General features: G+C 70.5%; 16 protein-coding genes. 9 read left to right on the top strand and 7 right to left on the bottom strand.

The window, feature by feature from the left end:
• Positions 1-3: 3 nt before the first annotated feature.
• A complete protein-coding gene (locus tag PQI07_RS17935; RefSeq protein WP_043353212.1) occupies positions 4-690 on the bottom strand; it encodes a Crp/Fnr family transcriptional regulator in 687 nt (228 codons plus the stop codon).
• Between the two features lie 244 nt (positions 691-934).
• Between PQI07_RS17935 and PQI07_RS17930 the strand changes: the two genes are divergently transcribed.
• On the top strand, positions 935-1,837 hold the full coding sequence (locus tag PQI07_RS17930) for a UDP-3-O-acyl N-acetylglycosamine deacetylase (protein WP_274927108.1): 903 nt from the start codon (positions 935-937) through the stop codon (positions 1,835-1,837).
• Between the two features lie 27 nt (positions 1,838-1,864).
• Here the strand turns inward: PQI07_RS17930 and PQI07_RS17925 are convergent, their stop codons facing one another.
• Positions 1,865-2,911, bottom strand: coding sequence for an HD-GYP domain-containing protein (locus tag PQI07_RS17925; RefSeq protein ID WP_274927107.1), 1,047 nt, complete (start codon positions 2,909-2,911; stop codon positions 1,865-1,867).
• A 276-nt stretch (positions 2,912-3,187) separates the two neighbouring features.
• Between PQI07_RS17925 and PQI07_RS17920 the strand changes: the two genes are divergently transcribed.
• Positions 3,188-5,053: an ABC-F family ATP-binding cassette domain-containing protein gene (locus tag PQI07_RS17920; protein WP_274927106.1), complete on the top strand. Its 1,866-nt coding sequence runs from the start codon at positions 3,188-3,190 to the stop codon at positions 5,051-5,053.
• A gap of 108 nt (positions 5,054-5,161) precedes the next feature.
• On the opposite strand, the gene PQI07_RS17915 is transcribed toward PQI07_RS17920, so the two are convergent.
• Entirely contained in the window at positions 5,162-6,463 is a 1,302-nt protein-coding gene (locus PQI07_RS17915) for an aspartate aminotransferase family protein (protein ID WP_043380185.1), read from the bottom strand.
• Between the two features lie 95 nt (positions 6,464-6,558).
• Here PQI07_RS17915 and PQI07_RS17910 point away from each other — a divergent pair, with 95 nt between their 5' ends.
• Positions 6,559-7,413, top strand: a complete 855-nt coding sequence (locus PQI07_RS17910) for a LysR family transcriptional regulator (protein ID WP_274927105.1) — start codon at positions 6,559-6,561, stop codon at positions 7,411-7,413.
• 72 nt (positions 7,414-7,485) lie between these two features.
• Here PQI07_RS17910 and PQI07_RS17905 read toward each other — a convergent pair whose 3' ends face one another.
• Entirely contained in the window at positions 7,486-8,388 is a 903-nt protein-coding gene (locus PQI07_RS17905; protein WP_274927104.1) for a hypothetical protein, read from the bottom strand.
• Between the two features lie 572 nt (positions 8,389-8,960).
• Between PQI07_RS17905 and PQI07_RS17900 the strand changes: the two genes are divergently transcribed.
• Together PQI07_RS17900 and PQI07_RS17895 are read left to right on the top strand one after the other, a co-directional pair.
• Positions 8,961-10,025 carry a WcbI family polysaccharide biosynthesis putative acetyltransferase gene (locus PQI07_RS17900; RefSeq protein WP_043353222.1) on the top strand — a complete coding sequence of 355 codons (1,065 nt, stop codon included), beginning with the start codon at positions 8,961-8,963 and terminating at the stop codon, positions 10,023-10,025.
• A gap of 80 nt (positions 10,026-10,105) precedes the next feature.
• The gene (locus tag PQI07_RS17895) at positions 10,106-11,134 is read left to right on the top strand and encodes an alpha/beta fold hydrolase (RefSeq protein ID WP_179696805.1); all 1,029 of its coding nucleotides are present in this window, start codon (positions 10,106-10,108) and stop codon (positions 11,132-11,134) included.
• Here PQI07_RS17895 and PQI07_RS17890 read toward each other — a convergent pair.
• Complete coding sequence (locus PQI07_RS17890; RefSeq protein WP_043353226.1) at positions 11,103-11,837, bottom strand: dihydrofolate reductase family protein; 735 nt, start codon at positions 11,835-11,837, stop codon at positions 11,103-11,105. The genes PQI07_RS17895 and PQI07_RS17890 overlap by 32 nt on opposite strands.
• Before the next feature lie 185 nt (positions 11,838-12,022).
• Here PQI07_RS17890 and PQI07_RS17885 point away from each other — a divergent pair, with 185 nt between their 5' ends.
• The 4 genes from PQI07_RS17885 to PQI07_RS17870 are packed head-to-tail and all read left to right on the top strand — an operon-like array spanning position 12,023 to position 16,069.
• Positions 12,023-12,460: a GlcG/HbpS family heme-binding protein gene (locus PQI07_RS17885; protein WP_043353228.1), complete on the top strand. Its 438-nt coding sequence runs from the start codon at positions 12,023-12,025 to the stop codon at positions 12,458-12,460.
• Positions 12,461-12,462: 2 nt separating this feature from the next.
• Positions 12,463-14,049 carry a peptide ABC transporter substrate-binding protein gene (locus tag PQI07_RS17880; RefSeq protein WP_043353230.1) on the top strand — a complete coding sequence of 529 codons (1,587 nt, stop codon included), beginning with the start codon at positions 12,463-12,465 and terminating at the stop codon, positions 14,047-14,049.
• Positions 14,046-14,969, top strand: a complete 924-nt coding sequence (locus PQI07_RS17875) for an ABC transporter permease (RefSeq protein WP_274927103.1) — start codon at positions 14,046-14,048, stop codon at positions 14,967-14,969. The genes PQI07_RS17880 and PQI07_RS17875 overlap by 4 nt, the downstream gene beginning before the upstream one ends.
• The gene (locus tag PQI07_RS17870) at positions 14,936-16,069 is read left to right on the top strand and encodes an ABC transporter permease (protein WP_081948577.1); all 1,134 of its coding nucleotides are present in this window, start codon (positions 14,936-14,938) and stop codon (positions 16,067-16,069) included. Before PQI07_RS17875 ends, PQI07_RS17870 begins: the two co-directional genes overlap by 34 nt.
• A gap of 25 nt (positions 16,070-16,094) precedes the next feature.
• Here the strand turns inward: PQI07_RS17870 and PQI07_RS17865 are convergent, their stop codons facing one another.
• Together PQI07_RS17865 and PQI07_RS17860 are read right to left on the bottom strand one after the other, a co-directional pair.
• Positions 16,095-17,051 carry a D-2-hydroxyacid dehydrogenase family protein gene (locus PQI07_RS17865; RefSeq protein WP_193376693.1) on the bottom strand — a complete coding sequence of 319 codons (957 nt, stop codon included), beginning with the start codon at positions 17,049-17,051 and terminating at the stop codon, positions 16,095-16,097.
• A gap of 237 nt (positions 17,052-17,288) precedes the next feature.
• Positions 17,289-18,917: a dihydroxyacetone kinase subunit DhaK gene (locus tag PQI07_RS17860; protein ID WP_274927102.1), complete on the bottom strand. Its 1,629-nt coding sequence runs from the start codon at positions 18,915-18,917 to the stop codon at positions 17,289-17,291.
• Between the last annotated feature and the right edge of the window lie 106 nt (positions 18,918-19,023).

Below are 19,023 nucleotides of genomic sequence, written 5' to 3'. Positions count from 1 at the left end.
GGATCAGGAATCCTCGCGCAGCGCCTCGGCCACGCGCGCTTCCAGGAGATCCGGCCGCCGCAGGACGAGGGCGCCGCGGGTGCGGTCGACCAGACCCTCGGCGGCCATTGCGGTGAATTCCCGGGTCACCTGCTCCCGCCGGCAGCCGATCCGGGCGGCGAGGACGTGGTGGTAGGGCGGGGGCGACACCACCCGCTCGCCCCCGGCCCCGGCCCGCGGCACGGAGAGGCGCAGCAGCTCGGCATACAGCCGGTGCTTGAGATCGAGCAGGGCGTGCTCCATCAGCCGCGTGTTCAGCTCGCGCACGCGCTTGGCCAGGAGCCGGAACAGCCGGTCGGCGATCGCCTCCGACGCGAAGACGATCTGGCGGAACACCGGGGCCGGCACCACGCAGACCTCGCCGCGCGTCAGCGCCGTGACGTTGGCCGAGCGGCCGATCCCGTCGATCGCGGCGAGTTCGCCGAAGAAGGCCCCGCCTCGCATCTCCCCCAGGATGACCTCCTTGCCGGACTGGGTCCGGTTCAGGATGCGGACCTCGCCGGAGGCGATGAAGTAGACGTCGGTGGAGATGTCGTCGAAGTCGACCAGAACCTCGTTCTCGTCGAAGCGGCGCCAGTGGCAGCGGGGCTCGTAGGGCCCGAGCTCAATGCCCGGATCCTTGAAGAAGGGTATCGTCCCCAACCGCGCCATCGATCGTGTTCCCTCAACTCCGGCCTCCGTCCCTGCCCTGACGGGGGCCAGCCAGCAGATCTGGGGACGGGAGCAGCCCGTACAGTGACGTCGCGCTCCGCCGGGGCGGTGCTGGATCGATCGGGCATAATGATCGTGACGGTCGCGGGCTGGACGGTCAAGCCGCGTCCCGATGAACAGGAGTTTATTGGCGTGGATCACCCATGACGGCTAGGTTCCCTGTCCGCTGCGGCGGCCTGACTCGATGCATCAAGACGTTCCATTCCCGCTCTCGACAGCCTCTCCAGGCCCTCGTCTTCAGGCGACCTTGTCTCATCCGTTCGAGCGGTCGGGACGCAGCCTCCATTCGGGGCGACACGCCACGGTCCGCGTCAGCCCGGCGCCGGCCGGCCATGGCATCGTCTTTCGGCGTCGTCTGAAGGATGGTCGCACGGTTGATGTGCCGGCCGATTGGCGACTTCGGGAATCGCAGCCGCTGTCCTCGGCGGTGCGGCGGGAGGGGGTCCTCGTCCGCACGATCGAACACCTCATGGCATCGCTGAGCGCCTTGCGGATCGACAACGTCCTGGCCGAGATCGACGCGGACGAGCTGCCGATCTTCGACGGCAGCGCCACGCCGTGGTGCGAGGCCATCCGGGCCGCGGGCCGGAGCGAGCAGACCTTGCCCTGCCGGGTCATCCGCCTGCTGCGGACCGTTGCGGTCGAGAACGGGCGGCGGCGGCTTCAGATCGAGCCCGGCGACGGACTCCACATCAGCGGCCACCTCGCGCTGGCGCATTTCGGGTCGGTCGACTGGTCGGGTGCGATCACGCCTGAAGGCTTCGAGCGGGAGATTGCGCCGGCGCGCAGCTTCGGTCGCTACCTGCGAGCCATGGCGGGGCGCGCCTACGGCTTCATCCGGGGGACGGACTTCCTGCAGGGCGTATCGCCCCGCTCGGCGGCGCTCCTCGTGCGCGGGCACGTGCTCGGCGGGATGCGGGTCCCCGATGAGCCGGTGCGGCACCGCATCCTCGATCTCATCGGCGATCTCGCTTTGGCGGGGCACCCGATCGAGGGCCGCATCTCAGCCTTCCACACGGGACACGAACTCAACCACGCCCTGGTCGCGGCCCTGATGAGCGACAGCTCGGCCTGGGAACTCGTTTGAGGCGCGGCCGACAGACCGGGGGAGGCCTCAGGCGGAGGCAGGTCGAGAGGGCTCGCAGGCGGCCGCGACTTCACCGAAGGCTCGGACCAGATCGACATCGAGCTTCGCGGTCATCTGCGTCAGGATGGCGTAGGCCTCCGGGGCCGATTTCGGCGCCTTGTAGGGGCGCGCCTCGATCAGCGCGGCGAAGATGTCGCAAATGGTGATCAGCCGGACGAGATCCGGGATCTGCGGCCCGCGCAAGCCGTCCGGATAGCCCGAACCGTCGAGATATTCGTGGTGCGAGCGGACCACCGATAGGGTCAGCGCGTCATAATCGCCCGTCAGCAGCATCGCGTGACCGAGCGCCGGGTGACGATCCATCTCCTTGCGCTCGAGGGGCGTCAGCGGTGCCGGCTTGTTCAGGATGGCGAGCGGGATCTTGGCCTTGCCGATGTCGTGGAGCAGCGCCCCTTTGACCAGGTACCGGGAATCGGCCTCGCTGAGCCCCAGAATACGGGCGAATTCGGCTGCGATCCCGGCCACACTCAGGCAGTGGCGGTGGGTGACGTCGTCGAAGTTCGCGACGACATCGAGCCAGTTGCGCACCTTCGCCTCGCGGATGGCCTGATTGACCAAGTCGGCGCCGCTTTCGACCACCGCCGGCGGGGGTGCCTGATCGGCCCGGAACAGGCTGACGAAGGCCGCATGTGCCTCATGGATCTGATGCCGCCACCGGCGGGCGGATCGCGTATCCGGCCCGCCGTCGGTCAGGGTCGCGACCGCATTCAGCAGCAGGGCGCTCGCCGTGGAGGCCGCCATCACCCGGGTCGCCCCCAGAGCCGTCGCCTGGATCTCGCCGCGCCCGAGATTGCCGTGGATCAGGGCGAGAAACGGGACCCCAGGGGCCCGCACCGTGGACAGGACCTGACGCAGGCGCCGGACGGATTCGGAGGTCAGTGCGCTGACGTCGCTGATGATCAATGCGGCGCCCGATGGCGGGGCCGCGTCGCCGTAGAGGTCGTGCAACATCACGGAAATGCCGCCGCCGAGGTTGCGCGCGAGCCGCCCGCCCCGCTCGAGATCGTCGGTCAAGATCAGGGTCTGGCCCAACAACTCCCCCCGTCGCTCGCCTCGTTCCGGGCGTCCAACGTGTGCGAGCGCACTCTAACCAATGATCGGCCTATCGAAATCTGGATAGACGTCGCTCAAGATAATTATAGTCGCATTACGTTAAAATTTTAGCCGCCCAGGCAGGTATTCTCCGCTTCAATCAGGTATCCAACCCGTCACGCCGAGGCCTCGCGAATCGTGTCGGTCGGCGCGGAGCCGGCGCTTGCCTCGCCGCGTCCGGACAGCCAGAACGCCGTCATGCTGCGCGTCAATGACCTCACCTATCGCATCGGCGACCGTCTGATCCTCGATTCCGCGAGCTTCACGATCCCGGAAGGCGCCCGCGTCGGTCTCGTCGGGCGCAATGGGGCCGGCAAGACCACGCTGTTCAAGGCCATTCTCGGCGATCTGCCGGTGGATGCGAAATCGGTGGCGCTGCCCAGGGGCATGCGGATCGGCGCCGTTGCCCAGGAGGCACCGGCCGGGCCGGAGACGCTGCACGCCGTCGTGCTCGCCGCCGACACGGAGCGCGCCCGGCTGATGGCGGAGGCCGAGCATGCGGACGGCTTGCGCCGCGCCGAGATCGAGACCCGGCTCGTCGATATCGGCGCCCACTCGGCGCCGGCCCGGGCCGCCGCGATCCTGCACGGCCTGGGGTTCGATGCGGCCGCCCAGGGGCGGCCCTGCTCGGACTTCTCCGGCGGCTGGCGGATGCGCGTGGCGCTGGCCGCCGTCCTGTTCTCGGAGCCGGACCTGCTGCTCCTCGACGAGCCGACCAACTATCTCGACATCGAGGGCACGCTCTGGCTGTACGATTACCTGGAGCGCTACCCGCGCACCGCCATCATCATCAGCCACGACCGCGACCTGCTCGACACCAGCGTCGATCACATCCTCCATCTCGACCGCGGCAAGCTGACGATCTACCGCGGCGGCTATTCGAGCTTCGCCAAGCAGCTCTCGGAGAAGCGGGTGCTCCAGGCCAAGGCGAAGGCCAAGCAGGATGCCGAGCGCGCGCATCTCCAGAGCTTCATCGACCGGTTCAAGGCCAAGGCCACCAAGGCGCGGCAGGCCCAGTCGCGGATGAAGCGGCTGGCCAAGATGGAGCCGATCGCGGCGCTGCTCGACGACGACGTGCCGGTGATCCACCTGCCGAGCCCGGAGAAGCCCCTGTCGCCGCCGATCGTGGCGATGGAGCGGGTCAAGGCCGGCTACGGGGACCGGATCGTCCTGACCGGGCTCGACCTCAGCCTCGCGCCGGACGACCGGGTGGCGTTGCTGGGCGCGAACGGCAACGGCAAGTCGACCTTCTGCAAGCTGATCGGCGGGCGGCTCGGCCCCGTGGCCGGCGAGGTCAAGCGCTCCTCAAAGATGGAGGTCGCCTATTTCGCCCAGCATCAGCTCGACGAGTTGCGGCCCTCCGAGAGCGCCTACGCGCATGTCCGAACCCTGATGCCGGACGTTCCGGAGGCCAAGGTGCGCTCCGCGACGGCGCGGCTGGGCTTCGGCGCCAACAAGGCCGACACGCCGGTCGAGAAGCTCTCGGGCGGCGAGAAGGCGCGCCTGCTCATGGGCCTCGCGGCCTTCCACGGCCCGCACCTCCTGATCCTCGATGAGCCGACCAACCACCTCGATATCGAGAGCCGGCAGGCCCTCGTGGAGGCGATCAACGACTACGAAGGGGCCGTCATCCTCGTGTCCCACGACCGCTTCCTGGTCGAGGCCTGCGCCGACCGGCTCTGGCTCGTCGCGGACGGCACGGTGAAGACCTTCGACGGCGACATGGACGATTACCGGCGCTTCGTCCTGTCGGGGCCGGAGCGCGAGGCGGAGCGCGAGACCGAACCGTCCGGCGGCCAGAAGGCCGAGGCGCGCCGGGCCGGCGTCGAGCGCCGCGCGGCCCTCGCGCCGCTGCGCAAACGCCTGGAGGCCATCGAGGCCCGCATGGCCAAGCTGACCGCGGCGATCCAGAAGATCGACGCGGCGCTGGAGGACGGGTCCGCCTTCCGCGAGAACGCCGCCAAGGCCGGCGAGATCGCCAAGATGCGCGCGGACGCCGCGCAGGCGCTCGCCTCCGCCGAGGAGGAATGGCTGAATGTGAGCGCGGAGATCGAGGCCGCCTGAGGCGTTCCCCGGCGCGCTCGGACCCCTCGCGGCCGGTGGTTCCCATCCGTTCGGGCGCTGCGAAACCATCCAGCAGCGCCACGGCAGGCCGGGCGGCGCGAGGCTCGTTCAGAGCGACAGTTCGATCGCCCGCTCCAGGATGTCGACGCCGAGGTCGATCTCCTCGTCGGTGGCGGTCAGCGGCGGGGCGATGCGGAACACGCCGCCCATGCCCGGCAACTGCACGATGTTCATGCTCAGCCCGAGGTCCAGGCAGCGCCGGGTGATCGCATCGCCCAGATCCGGCGCCGGCACCTTCGTGCCCCGGTCGGCCACGATCTCGACGCCCTGCAGAAGCCCGCGGCCCCGGAGGTCGCCGATGCAGGCGAAGCGCTGCTGAAGGGCGCCCAACCGCGTGGCGAGCCGGGCGCCGGCCTCCTCGGCCCGGGCGACGAGGCCGTCGCGCCGGACAATCTCCAGCACCTTGAGGCCCACCGCTGCGGGCAGCGGATCGGAGACGTGCGTGGTGTAGAACAGGAACCCGCGGGCGTGGCAGAGATCCTCGATCTCCGGCGTGGTCAGGACCGCCGCGAGCGGCAGGCCGGCGCCCAGGGTCTTCGACAGGGTGAGGATGTCCGGGACCACGCCGTCGCGTTCGCAGGCGAACATCAGGCCCGTGCGGCCGATGCCCGTCTGGGCCTCGTCGAGGATCAGCAGCATCCCCCGCTCCGCGCATTTCCGCTTGAGCGCGGCGAGGTAGCCCGGTGGCAGTTCGAGGATGCCCCCGGAGCTGAGGATCGGCTCGGCCAGGAACGCCGCGAGGTTGCCGGTCGATTGCCGGTCGACCAGCGCGAAGGCGTAATCGAGTTCGGTCTGCCAGTCGGGGGCTCCGTCCTTCTCGAAGGTGGGGCGGTAGGCGTTCGGCGCGGGGATCGCGAAGGAGCCGACGGAGGCCGGGCCATAGCCCTTGCGGCCGGCGCTGTAGGTCGCCCCGGCCGCCCCCGCCGTCATCCCGTGCCAGGATTGCGCGAAGCTCACGACCTCCCAGCCGCCCGTGGCGAGCTTGGCCATGCGCAGGGCGGCCTCGTTGGCCTCTGCGCCGGTGGTCAGCAGGAGCGTCCGTTCGAGGTCGCCGGGGGCGATCCGGGCCAGCTCCGTCGCGAGATCGACCACGGGCCGGCTCAGCATGCCGCTGAACAGGTGGTCGAGATGTCCGACATGATGCGCGGCCACCGCGGCGATCTCGGGATGCCCGTGGCCCAGGATCGCGCTCATCTGGCCGGAGGTGAAATCGAGGATCTTCCGGCCGTCCGCGTCGTAGACGAAGCTGCCCTCCGCCCGCTCGATGATGACCGGCGCGAAGGAGCCGCCGTACCGCACGAGATGCCGACGTGCGCGCGTCCAGAAATCGGCGTCGTCGTTCCGTGTCATCGTCGGTCCTGCACCCGGGTCCAGCGGCGCCATGCTAGGACCGCCGCGGACGGCAGAAAAGCTTATCGTTCTGAACCGAGAGTTCAGAGGTTCTTATGGCTCACAGCCTCGACATCGATCTCCTGCGCAGCTTCGCCGCGGTGGCGGAGACCGGCGCCCTGAGCCGGGCGGCGGAGCGGGTCAGCCGCAGTCAGGCCGCCCTCAGCATGCAGATGAAGCGCCTGGAGGATCTCGTCGCGCAGCCGCTTCTACGGCGGACGGGGCGCGGGGTCTCCCTGACGGTGCAGGGGGAGCGCCTTCTGGTTCATGCGCGCCGGATCCTGTCCGCGCACGACGACGCCCTGGCTGAATTGTCCGGACGGAGTCTCACCGGCACGCTGCGGATCGGCTGTCCGGACGATTATGCGCAGGCGTTCCTGCCGGCCCTGCTGCGCGGCTTTGCACCCCGACACCCCGCGGCGGCGATCGCGGTGGTCTGCGCCGCGACGCCCCGTCTGGAGGAGCGATGGCAACGCGGTGGACTCGATCTGGCGCTGGTCTCCGTTGCCCGCTCGGCCGGGGGGGAGATCCTCCGGCACGAGGATCTCGTCTGGGTCGCGCCGCGCGGTGCGCCCGCGGCTTGGCCCGACCCGCTGCCGCTCGCCCTCGGCGATCCCGATACCCTCGATCATCGGGCGGCGCGGGCCGCCCTCGACAAGGCGGGGCGACCATACCGGATCGCCTACGCGAGCGGCAGCCTGTCGGGCCTGCTGGCCGTGACGCGCTCCGAGCAGGCCGTGGCAGTCCTGACCCGCGCTGCCGTCCCGCCCGATCTGCGCATCCTGACCCGCAGCAGCGGATTGCCGGCGCTGCCGCGCATCGGTCTGACGATCCGCCTGGATGGAGCGCATGCCACTCCGCTCACGCGGGCCTTCGCCGCCCATGTCCGGTCCGTTCTGCCGGCGCTCTGAGCCCGCGATCGATCGGCGAGGGAAAGCCGATCGACCACGACGATGAAGCCCAGCGCCGCCCCATGCCAGGATCTATGCTTCGTCACCGGATTTCGGCCAGAACACAACGATGTCGTCGTTGTCGACATCGATCCAATTGAAGTGCGTCTTCGGGTTGTCCTGACTGATGCTTTCGAAATGCGCGCTGTTGCACAGAACGTAGACCTCCCGCTCCGGCCCGTGGAAGCCGATATCGATCTCCAACTGGCGAAGGGCCGAGCGGAGGTCCGTATCGGACAGGTGCGCGCCCCGGAATTTCCGGCCAGCCACGTCCGGAAAGGCCGCGCTCCAGGCTGCCATGACCCGGGGATTGTCATACTGAACGACCGTGTCGGTTCCCACGACGCGGGATGGGCTGTGATCCAGCCGGACATCCTCGCTCCAGTTGCGGTTGGCGGCGCCGATCGTCTTCGTCGTTTCCGGAGAGACGACAGGCGTCGTCGCCGTGACCGTCGCCATGGCCGCCGCGGCAATCTGGCTGCCGCGCCGATCCGGCGGATCGAACGGCATGGCGTCGATCGCCCGGATCTGGGTTTCGGCCAGCGCGAAGACGGCGCCGGCCGCTTCGGGCGAGAGTGTGTAGATGGACCGGGGATCCGGTGCAGCCGAGACGGCGGCCGGCGCCGTCTTCGCTGTCGTCAGCCCGAGTTCTTCGGCGTGGTTCGCTTTCTGGGTGGCAGCCGTGACGGCAGCCAGGGGAGGTATGTAATCCATCGCGCGGTCTCCATCTCTTCGAGCCGATGCGCTCCCATTGCCGCTCAACGTGAGCAACGTGCCTCCGCGTGATGCGCCGGCAGACAGACGTGCCGGCGGTACAGCGGGCGAATGCCGTCCGGACCGGCAACCGACGCGGCGACGCCCGGCAAGGCCGGGCCGAGCTGCGGTGTCGCCGCGCGGCGCGACCAAGCGCGTCAGCGGTCGCGCCTGCCGGGTCATGCCGTAGGCGGCCGGCGGCGCGGGGCGGCCCGTTCAGAACTGGACGCGCCGATCCGTGATGCCGGTTAGGCGGAGTGGCGGGGATGCAAGCGGGAAACGCCTCGGCTCTCGGGCGCCACGCGGCCCTCATGACCACCGGCACCCCATCCGCGAGCTTCATGCTCCGTTAATTCTTACGTGCACTCAAACACTTGAAGGTGTCAAGTCTATTCCGGACGTGCCCGCGCCTTTCCACGGTGTCGGCGACGATGTGCGAAGACAATAGGCCTGTAACGCAACAGAGTTTTCTATTTTTATACTGAAACATGTAGTGAATGACACGCAGTTCTCGGCGGTCATGCCAAGGCCTGCTCCATCATGCCATGAGCCGTCCCGATTCACAGGATGCGCGGTGCGCCTGTGCCGTGGAAACCCGGTGGATGCCGTGCGGCGGTCCGCGACCCGGTGATCGGGCGACCCGGTGGCGGGGGGCGACGGTGCCCTTCGTCCGGCAAACGCCGCCGATTCCCACGTCCGATAGGCGGTCGAAGGCTGCGTTTGCCCGCAGCCCGCGGACATGCGAGAGAGGCCGAATGTTGACCGTCGATAGCCTCTGGCGCGCGCGGCACCGGCTCGCGCAGTTCGGGAAGAAGCGGACCGGATCGCCGCGCATCCTCGTGATCGGCGTCTGCCAAGCGGGGTCCATCGCCAAGACGATGCGCTACCTGCTGCCCGAGGCGCGGGTGGATTTCGTGTCGGCCTTCACGGCGGCCCGCCGGTTCCCGCGTCTCGCGGACCTGATGGCGCATGCGGACGGCTACGATCACGTCTTCAGCAGCATCTACCTGCCCCGGTTCAAGGGCGGCGGCACGATCGACACGCTGCGGACGCACCCGAAGGTGCGGTTGATCCCCACCATCGTGTTCAGCGCCTATCATCCGGATCTCGTCCATGTGGGCGTGCAGGATTCCGTCACGCTCAACGGCCTGATCTCGGGGCCGATGGGGCATTCGCACTCGGCGATCACGCTGTTCGCCTACCTCTCCGGATTCTCGCAGGCGCAGGCGCTGCGCCTGTTCTCCGAGCCGGTCTTCGAGCGCCTCGGGTATTTCAATCTCTGGGACGAGTCGGTTTCGTATCTGCGCGGGCTCGGCGTCCAGGCCGGGTACGATCTGGACACGCACCTCACGCGCTGGGCGCGCCGGGGCTGCTTCATGCACTCGATCAACCACACGAAGCTCTACGTCGTCGCCGACCTCGCCCGGGGCCTGCTGACCCGGGCCGGCGTCCCGTTCGAGGAATGCGATCTCGACGCGTTCCTTCCGGACGATCTCGGCGGTCAGGGCAGCTGGCCGGTCTATCCGGAGATCGCCCAGCATTACGGCGTGCCCGGCAGCGCCCTGTTCTTCAAGGCGGAGACGCGCCGGTCCGGTCCCGCGCGCACGATGAGCCGGGCCGAGTTCGTCGCCGCCTCCTACGCGAATTACGACCGGCGCGAGCGCAAGCTTCTGATCTCGCAGCGTGTCCAGGGCTGGCTCACCGACCCGCCGACGGTGGATTTCCTGCGTGAGGCCGCGGGGCGCGACGCGGCGCCGGCGCGGTCGGAGAGCCGGGCCCCGGCCCTGAGCGCCGGCAGCCTCGCCGGACACGCGTCTTAAGGTTCGGGCGGGCACTTCCCATCGGTCCCGGCGTTGTCGCGCACGGCCCGCGGCTGCGGGATGGACGTCGAGGTGGTTCGATGGGCTCTCAGTCCCGGCACAGCGCCGGTCGCTTCGCGGCCGCGGCGGCCCTGACGCTCGTCGGCTCGGCCGCGGCCCTGGCCGGCTGGAGCGGGCTCGCGGTGAACCGGCGGATGCGCCTGCCGCCCGCCCTGCCGGGGCGGCACGAACGGCTCCGGACCCGACGCGCCGGCGAGATCTCGCTCTACGGATCGACCGAGGCCGAGGGCGTGCCGCTCCTGCTGATCCATTCCATCAACGCCGCGGCCAACGCCTACGAGGTGCGGCCGCTCTACCTGCGCTACCGCGGCACGCGGCCGGTCTACGCTCTGGACCTGCCGGGTTTCGGCTTCTCGGAACGGTCGCGCCGCCGTTACACGCCGCGGCTGATGGTGGAAGCGATCCACGCCGCGGTCGATGAGATCCGGCACCGGCACGGCGGCTGGGCGATCGATGCCCTGGCTGTCTCACTGTCGGCCTCGTATCTCGCGCGGGCCAGCCTGGAACGGTCGGATGCCTATCGCAGCCTCGCGCTGATCAGCCCGACGGGATTCGATGGGCGGCTCTCTGGGGACGGTCCCCCGGACGGTCATCGCGGCCGCGACTGGCTGCGCGACGCCCTCGACCGGCCGCCCCTGGGCCGGCCGCTGTTCGATGCCCTGGTCACGCGGCCGAGCATGCGCTTCTTCCTGCAGAAGACCTTCGGCTCGTCCGACATCGACGAGGGTCTGCTCGCCTATGATTACGCGTCGGCGCACCAGCCCGGCGCCGAGCACGCCCCCTGGTGCTTCATCGCCGGTCACCTATTCCCCACCGACGCGACACGTCTTTACGAGCGCCTGCGCCTTCCGGTCTGGATGGTGCATGGCACGCGCGGCGACTTCGTCGATTACCGGCTGGCGCCGCGGGTCGCCGACCGGCCCAACTGGCGCGTCGAGACCCTGCCGACCGGCGCATTCCCGCATTTCGAGCAGCCGGCGGCCGTCGCGGCCGGCTACGACGCGTTCCTGGCGAGCATTATCCGGCTGCCGGCGGCTCGACCGGCGTGATCCGGTAGCGCAGCCACACCACGCCGTCGGAAAGGCGCTCGCAGGCCGTCAGGTCGAGCTTGCGGCGGCTGCCCATCGTGTCCGCCTCCTCGCCGGCGAAGTCGAACACCGCGGGCGTCCCGGTCAGGCCATCGACGGCGGGCACCAGGAGCAGGCTCAGTTCGTCGATGATCCCGGCTTTCAGCATCGAGCCGTTGATGTGGCCGCCGCCCTCGACGAGGAGCCGCTCGATCCCGAACAGGGTGCGCAGCTTCGCCGCCGCCAGGGCGAAGTCGACGGTCCGCTCGCCCGCGAACAGGTAGGATTGGCCGCCGGCCCGGAGCGCGCGCAGATGCGGATCCGGCACGGATTCGGTGAGCACCACCACCACATGGTCCCCCTCGATCGTATTGCGCGCGCCCCAATCCAGACGTCCGCGCGCATCGAGGGCCACGGCGTAGCCCGGCGCGTCGCGGCGGGCGACATGATCCGTCCGCGGGACCGGAACGCCGTCGTCCCGGATCGGCTCGGGCAACGGATCGGCGCTGTCGGCATAGCCCTGCATCGTCACCCGCCCGCACATCCACGCATCGCCCTTCAGCTCGCCGTGGACGCGCTCGTAATGGCTGTCGGCATCCAGCGTTTTCCAGCGGCGCACCTTGATCCGGCCGTCGACCGACGAGGTCATGTGACAGATAACGTACGGGCGTTCGGCGGATGCCATGGACGATCCTCGTTCAGCGCGCCGGGGCTCCCCCCGCGAACACCCGCGAAACTAGGCAGATCGTCCCTTCGGCCCAGGGCGGCGCGCGGGATCGAACGCCGCAGCGATCCGCGTCTGTGGACCCGGCGCGCCCCGGTCCGTAAGAATGCGGCGGCCGCCGGGAGCGGCGTCCGTGTTGGATTCCAATGATCGACCTGACCCTCGAGGCCGCCCGCACCATCGTCGACACCGCCCTGCGGGAGGCACGGACACGGACGCTCAAGCCTCTGGCCGTCGTCGTCTACGATGCCCGCGGCGCCCTCAAGGCGGCCGCGGTCGAGGACGGGACCTCCCTGCGCCGGGCCGAGATCGCGAGCGGCAAGGCCAACGGCGCGCTGGCGCTGGGTCTCGGCTCCCGGGCGATCCACGCGCGGGCGGAGCAGCAGCCCTATTTCGTCGCCGCCGTGACCCATCTCGCCGGCCCCGCCGCCCTCGTGCCGGTGCCCGGCGGCGTGCTGATCCGGTCCGGTGAGGGACGGCTCCTCGGCGCGGTCGGCATTTCCGGCGACACCTCCGACAACGACGAGATCTGCGCGGTGGCCGGCATCGAAGCCGCCGGCCTGAAGCCGGAAACCGGCGCCTGATCATGCGCCTGCGTCGGCGCGACTGGCTGGCCGGCGCGATGGCCCTCTCGGCCGTGCCGCCCGCCCGCGCGGCCGAGGCGCTCTACCGCCGCGGCAACGACGCCGATCCCGAGACCCTCGACCCGCACCGCTCGTCCACGGTCGCGGAGGCGCATATCCTGCGCGACCTCGGCGATGGGCTGCTCACCTACGACAATTGCGGCGCCATCATCCCGGGCGCCGCACGCGCCTGGACCGTCTCGGACGACGGCGCGACCCTGCATTTCGACCTGCGGCCCGACGGTCGCTGGTCGAATGGCGAGCCGGTCACCGCGGCGGATTTCGTCTACTCGCTCCGCCGGATGCTCGATCCGGCCACGGCGGCGAAATACGCCGAGATCCTGTTCCCGATCCGCAACGCCGCCGCCGTGAACCGCGGCGAGAAGCCGGCCGACGCCCTGGGCGTGGTCGCGGAGGCGCCGCTGCGGCTCGCGATCACCCTGGAACAGCCGACGCCCTACATCCTGGAACTCCTCACCCATCAGACCGCCCTGCCGGTCCACCGCGCCTCGGTCGAACGCTACGGCGACAGTTTCACCCGGCCGGGAAACCTCGTGACGAATGGGCCCTATCGGCTCGCCGACCGCGTGCCGGGCGGCGCCATCACGCTGGAGGCCAACCCGCACCATCCGGATGCGGCGAGCCTCGCGATCCGCCGGGTCGCCTTCCTGCCGACGCCCGACATCGCATCGGCCGTGCGCCGCTACGCCGCCGGCGAGATCGACTCGCTCTCCGACCTGCCCGTCGACCAGATCGCCGACCTGCGTCGCCGCTTCGGAACGCAGGTGGTGCTCGGACCCTTGCTGGGACTGGCGGCGCTGGTGGTGAACACCCGCAAGGCGCCGTTCTCGGACAGGCGCGTCCGACAGGCGCTGTCGCTCGTGATCGACCGGGAATACTTGGCCGACGGGCTTAACAGCGGCACCATGAGTCCCGCCTATTCCCTATGTCCGCCCGGCCTCGACAATTACCGGACGCCGCCCGAGACCGAGGGCCGCCGCGGCCTGCCGATCGACCACGAGGCGGAGGCGCGCCGACTGCTCGCCGAAGCGGGCTTCGGCCCGGACCGCCCGCTCACGCTAGAGTACCGGTTCAACATCAGCGACAACAACCGCACCGTCGCGGTGGCGCTCGGCGACATGTGGCGCGACCTCGGGATCAGGACCCGCTTCGTCTACACCGACGCCAAGACGCATTTCGCCCACCTGCGCGACGGCGGCGATTTCGACGTCGCGCGCATGAGCTGGCTTGCCGACTATTCAGACCCGCAGAACTTCCTGTTCCTGCTCCAGAGCGGAAATGACGGCATGAATGCCGGCCATTGGTCGGATGCCGCCTACGACACCCTGATGGCGCAGGCGGCCGCCGAGCGCGATCTCACCCGACGGGCCGGCCTGCTCTACGACGCGGAGGCCATCGCCTTGCGCGAACTGCCCTGGATCCCGCTGATGCATTACTGCTCCAAGGCGCTGATCGCGCCGCGGCTGCACGGCTACCATCCGAACCTGCGCAACGCCGCGCCGACACGGTTCCTGAGGCTCGACGCGTGATCCGCTTCATCCTGCGCCGCCTGCTCCAGGCGGTGCCGACGCTGCTCGCCGTGGTGACCGTCAGCTTCTTCTTGATGCGGCTGGCCCCGGGCGGACCGTTCGACCTGGAGCGGCCGCTGGCGCCCGCCGCCATGGAGAACCTGCGCCGGGTCTACGGCCTCGACCGGCCGCTCGTCGCGCAGTTCGGCAGCTATCTCGCGGCGCTGGTGCGGGGCGATCTGGGCCCCTCCTTCTCGTTCCGCGACCAGAGCGTCCTCGATCTGATCGCCCGGGGCCTCCCGGTCTCCGCGACGCTGGGCGCCCTCGCCCTCGTGCTGGCCACCGCGCTCGGCGTCGGGCTCGGGATCGCGGCGGCGCTCCGGCGCGGCGGCGTCATCGATCGGCTCCTGGGCGTCGGTGCGGCCCTGACCCTCTCGCTGCCGAGCTTCGTAGTCGCGCCCCTCCTCCAGATCGCCTTCGGGCTGACGCTGCGCTGGCTGCCGCTGGGAGGCTGGAACGACGGCGCCCCGAGCCACCTGGTCCTGCCGGTCGTGACGCTGGCCCTGCCGCAGGTCGGTGCCCTGGCCCGGCTGACCCGGACCTCGCTGGCCGAGACCCTGCGGACGCAGCCGGTCCGCACCATGCGCAGCCTCGGCCTGCCGCCGGCCCGCGTCACCCGCCACGCCTTGCGGGGCGCGCTCCTCCCGGTTGTGGCCTATCTCGGGCCGCTGGCCGCGTCCCTGCTCACCGGCTCGGTGGTGGTGGAGACGATCTTCGGCCTGCCGGGGATCGGCCGCTACTTCGTCGAGGGCGCGCTTAACCGGGACTACACGCTGGTGATGGGCACGGTGCTGCTGGTCGCCGGACTGGTCATCGCCCTCAACCTCACCGCCGACCTCGCCTGCGCATGGCTCGACCCGCGCCTCCGGGCGGCGTCGTGACCATCACCGCCGCGGCTCCGGGGCCGGCCCGGCGCGCCGTTCTCCGCTTCGCCCGGGAACGCACCGCCATGGCGGCCCTCGCCGTGCTGATCCTGATCGCCCTCGCCTGCCTGATCGGTCAGGGGCTCACCGGCCACGATCCGGAGCGCGCCTATCCGGACCTGCGTCAGCTCCCGGCCGGCCTCACCGCACAGCCCGATGCCGAGCATCTCCGGCCGGCGCTTGAGCGCCTCGCCTTCCGGATGCGGGTCCGGCTCGACGCAGTCGCACGCGACGGCGACACGCTGCGGCTCACCCTCGGGTCCGACGCGGGCGTCGATCGGCGCAGTCTGGCCTACCTGCCGCGCTCGGCGCTCTTCGGATCCCCCGACATCCTGGACGAGCGCGACGGCGGTCGGAGCCTCGTCGTCGTGGTGCCGATCCGGCGCCTGCACTTCCTCCTCGGCACCGACATCCAGGGCCGCGACCTGCTGACCCGCTGCCTCGTCGCCGGCCGGATCTCGCTGGCGATCGGGCTCGCCGCCAGCCTCGTCGCCCTGCTCATCGGCGTCGCCTACGGTGCCACGGCGGGTTTCATCGGGGGCGCCGTCGATGCCGTGATGATGCGCGGCGTCGACGTGCTGTACGCCCTCCCCTTCGTGTTCTTCGTGATCCTCCTGCTGGTGTTCTTCCGCCCGAGCCTGCTGCTCATGCTGGTGGCGATCGCCGCGGTGGAATGGCTCGACATGGCCCGGGTGGTGCGCGCCGTGACCCTGTCGCTGCGCGAGCGCGATTTCGTCCGCGCCGCACGGGCGCTCGGCCTCGGGACACCCCGCATCATCCTCCGGCACATCGTGCCCAACACCCTCGGTCCGGTGGCGGTGACCGCCACGCTGCTGGTGCCTCAGGTGATCCTGCTGGAGAGTTTCCTGTCCTTCCTCGGGCTCGGGGTGCAGGAGCCGCAGACGAGCTGGGGCGTCCTGATCGCCGAAGGCGCCCGTTCCATCGAGGGGGCGCCCCACATGCTCGCGGCCCCGGCCGCCTTCCTGATCGCGACCCTGGTGGCCCTCAACCTGATCGGCGACGGCCTCGCGGACGCGCTAGACCCCCGCGGAGACTGATGCCGCGGTCGGCGGCTTCCTCGACTCAGCCCAGCTGCCGGATCGGGGCACCGGCGAGCCAGGCTTCGATGTCCTCGACGGCCTGGGTGAAGAACGTCCGGTAATTGTTGCGCGACACGTAGCCGAGATGCGGCAATGCCAGCACGTTCGGCAGGCGGCGGAACGGGCTGTCGGCTGGCAGCGGCTCGGTCTCGAAGACGTCGAGGCCCGCGCCGGCGATCCAGCCCTCGTCCAGGGCCCGCACCAGGGCGTCCTGATCGATGATCGGCGCCCGTGAGGTGTTCACGAGGAACGCGTCGCGCCGCATGCGGCGCAACTCGGCCGGCCCCAGGAGGCCGCGCGTCCTATCGCCCAGCACGAGGTGGATCGTGACGATATCGCTCGCCTCCAGCAGCGCCTCCTTCGAGGCTGCCCGCTCGACCCCCGCGGCGGCCGCGCGGGCCTCATCGAGGTTCGGGCTCCAGGCGATCACCCGCATGCCGAAGGATCGCCCGATCTGGGCCACCCGCGTCCCGATCTTGCCGAGCCCGAGAATGCCGAGGGTCGCGCCCGCGAGATCGGTTCCGATCGTGCTCTGCCAGGGCCCCCCCTCGCGCATGGCCCGGCCCTCCGACGCCACGTGACGCGCCAGTCCAAGGATCAGCGCCCAGGTCAGCTCCGTCGGCGGCGTGGGACTCGAATCCGTGCCGCAGACGACCACGTTGCGCGCCCGGGCGGCCGCAAGGTCGATCGCGAGGTTGCGCATGCCGCTGGTGACGAGCAGCTGAAGCCGGGGCAGCCGCTCCAGCAGGGCTGCGGGGAACGGCGTGCGCTCCCGCATGATCACAAGGATCTCCGCCTGCGCGATCCGCGCCACGAGGGCATCCGCATCCGGAATGTGCTCGGCGATGGCCGAGACGGCGACGTGATCGGCGAGGCGTGTCCAGTCTGTGAGCGCGAGGGCTGCCTGCTGGTAATCGTCGAGGATGAGGCAGGTGCGCATGGCGATGGGGTAGGCCTCGGTGGGCAGAGCGTCAACGAAGTCCGATCGATGACACGACGTCGGCTCTTCGAAACTGCGCCGCGGTCAAGCGAGCCCGTCACGCCACGACCGCGCCGTCCAGCCCGGAGCCCGGGATCGGCCAGGCCTTCGGGGCGGACGGCCAGTATGAGAGATCCCCCCTGTCGGGGCTCTCCCGACATTCGCCCGGCGGGATCGCGGAGGAGACGCGTTCGGCTCCTAGGCCTCGGCCAATGCTGTGAACGCCACCGCGACGCCGGCGGCGCCGGGATCCTCAACACCGACGAGATCGCCCATAGCCAGGTAGCTCGAGCGGCCGGCGCCGGCGCGGGTCATGCGGGCCGTGGCTTCGGCACCGGCTCGGGCCGCCGCAGCGGCGGCGGTCAGGTCTCCGCTCCCCAGGGCCTCGACGGCGGGAATCAGCGCGTCGAGCAGGGTGCGGTCGCCGGCCTGAGCGCCGCCATGGCTCTGGACGCGCGCGACGCCCTGCCCGAGCGCAGTGGGCCATGCGGCCCCGTCGGCAAGGGCCGAGGCCGTCGCGGCGAAGAAGATCGAGCCGAGCACACCGCTCGATCCGCCGACGGCGCGGCCGATCCGCTCGGCCAGGGCCCGGCACAGGGCGGCCGGATCGGCCAGCGGCAGTCGGTCGAACTCAGCCCGTACGGCGCGCGCGGCCCCCGCGAAGGTCGTCCCTGCATCGCCATCGCCGACCTTGGCATCGAGACCGTTGAGGGTCTCCTCAGCCTCGATCAGCGCCTTTGTGACGGCAGCGATGCGAGCCCCCGTGACGGCGTCGTGCGACGGTGTGAAAGTCTCACCCGCGAGCCCCTCCGGCACCGGCCGTAGGATCGGCGGCGCGATCCGGACTGCCGCCGGCCAGGCCGCGACCGGCACGGGCTCCGACAGGGCCCGCTCCAGCGCATCGTCGAGCGGGAGGACCGACAGCGAGGCGCCGTGCATGTCCAGCGCCGTCATCAGCGGCGCCGGACCGAGCAGCAGACGGACGCGCCGGCCCAGATCGGTGGCGAGCACCGCCCGCGTGAGGATCTGCATCTCCAGCGCTGAGGCGGAGCCGAGATTGTTCACAAGGAGGGCCAGACGGTCGGCACCCGCGATCGCCCGCGAAAGCCTGTCGGCCATCATGTGGGCGAGATCGCTGGCCTTCGGCAGGGTGATGCGTTCCACGCCCGGCTCCCCGTGGATGCCGAGGCCGAGCTCGGCCTGACCCTCCGCCAATCGCTCGCTGCGCGGCGAACCGGGGATCGTGCAGGTCGAGACTGCGATGCCGAGCGACTTCGCCGCTTCGGCCGCCCGGCGGGCGAGCGCCGCAACGGTTTCGAGCGATTCCCCGGCTTCCGCAGCATGACCCGCCGCCTTGTGGACGAACAGCGTTCCGGCGACGCCGCGCGGCTGCTTGGCGTCCGGCAGGGCGATGTCGTCGGCGACGATCACGGTCTCGACCTTATGGCCCAGCGCCCGGGCCCGCTCGGCGGCGAGACCGAAATTCAGCCGGTCGCCCGCATAGTTCTTGATCACGAGCAGGCAGCCGGCCGGTCCCGTCACCGCGAGGATCCCGGCCAGCACCGCGTCGACGCTCGGCGAGGCGAAGACGTCCCCGCAGACGGCCGCGCTCAGCAGACCCGGCCCGACGAAACCGGCATGGGCCGGCTCGTGACCGGAGCCGCCACCGGAAACCACCGCGACCTTTCCGGGCTCCGGTACGGCGCGCAGGATCACGCGGATTCCGGGATCGCCCTCGAGCCGCGCAAGGCGCCCGCCGCTGGCTGCCAGCAGGCCGTCGAGGGCGTCGTTGACCAGGGTTGCGCGGGCTTCGATGACATGGGCCATGGCGTGACCTTCGATGGGGCGGTCACCGATTCTGGGTCGGCGGATCCGCACGCAGTGTCGGCGCAATCCGGTCGCCCAGGCAACGGCCTCGTCACGCCGTTCGCGA

The sequence above is a fragment of the Methylobacterium sp. 092160098-2 genome (assembly GCF_028920805.1).
GTDB lineage: Bacteria > Pseudomonadota > Alphaproteobacteria > Rhizobiales > Beijerinckiaceae > Methylobacterium > Methylobacterium fujisawaense.
Note: the sequence above shows the minus strand (reverse complement) of the source record. Positions and strands in the feature narration are given on the sequence as shown.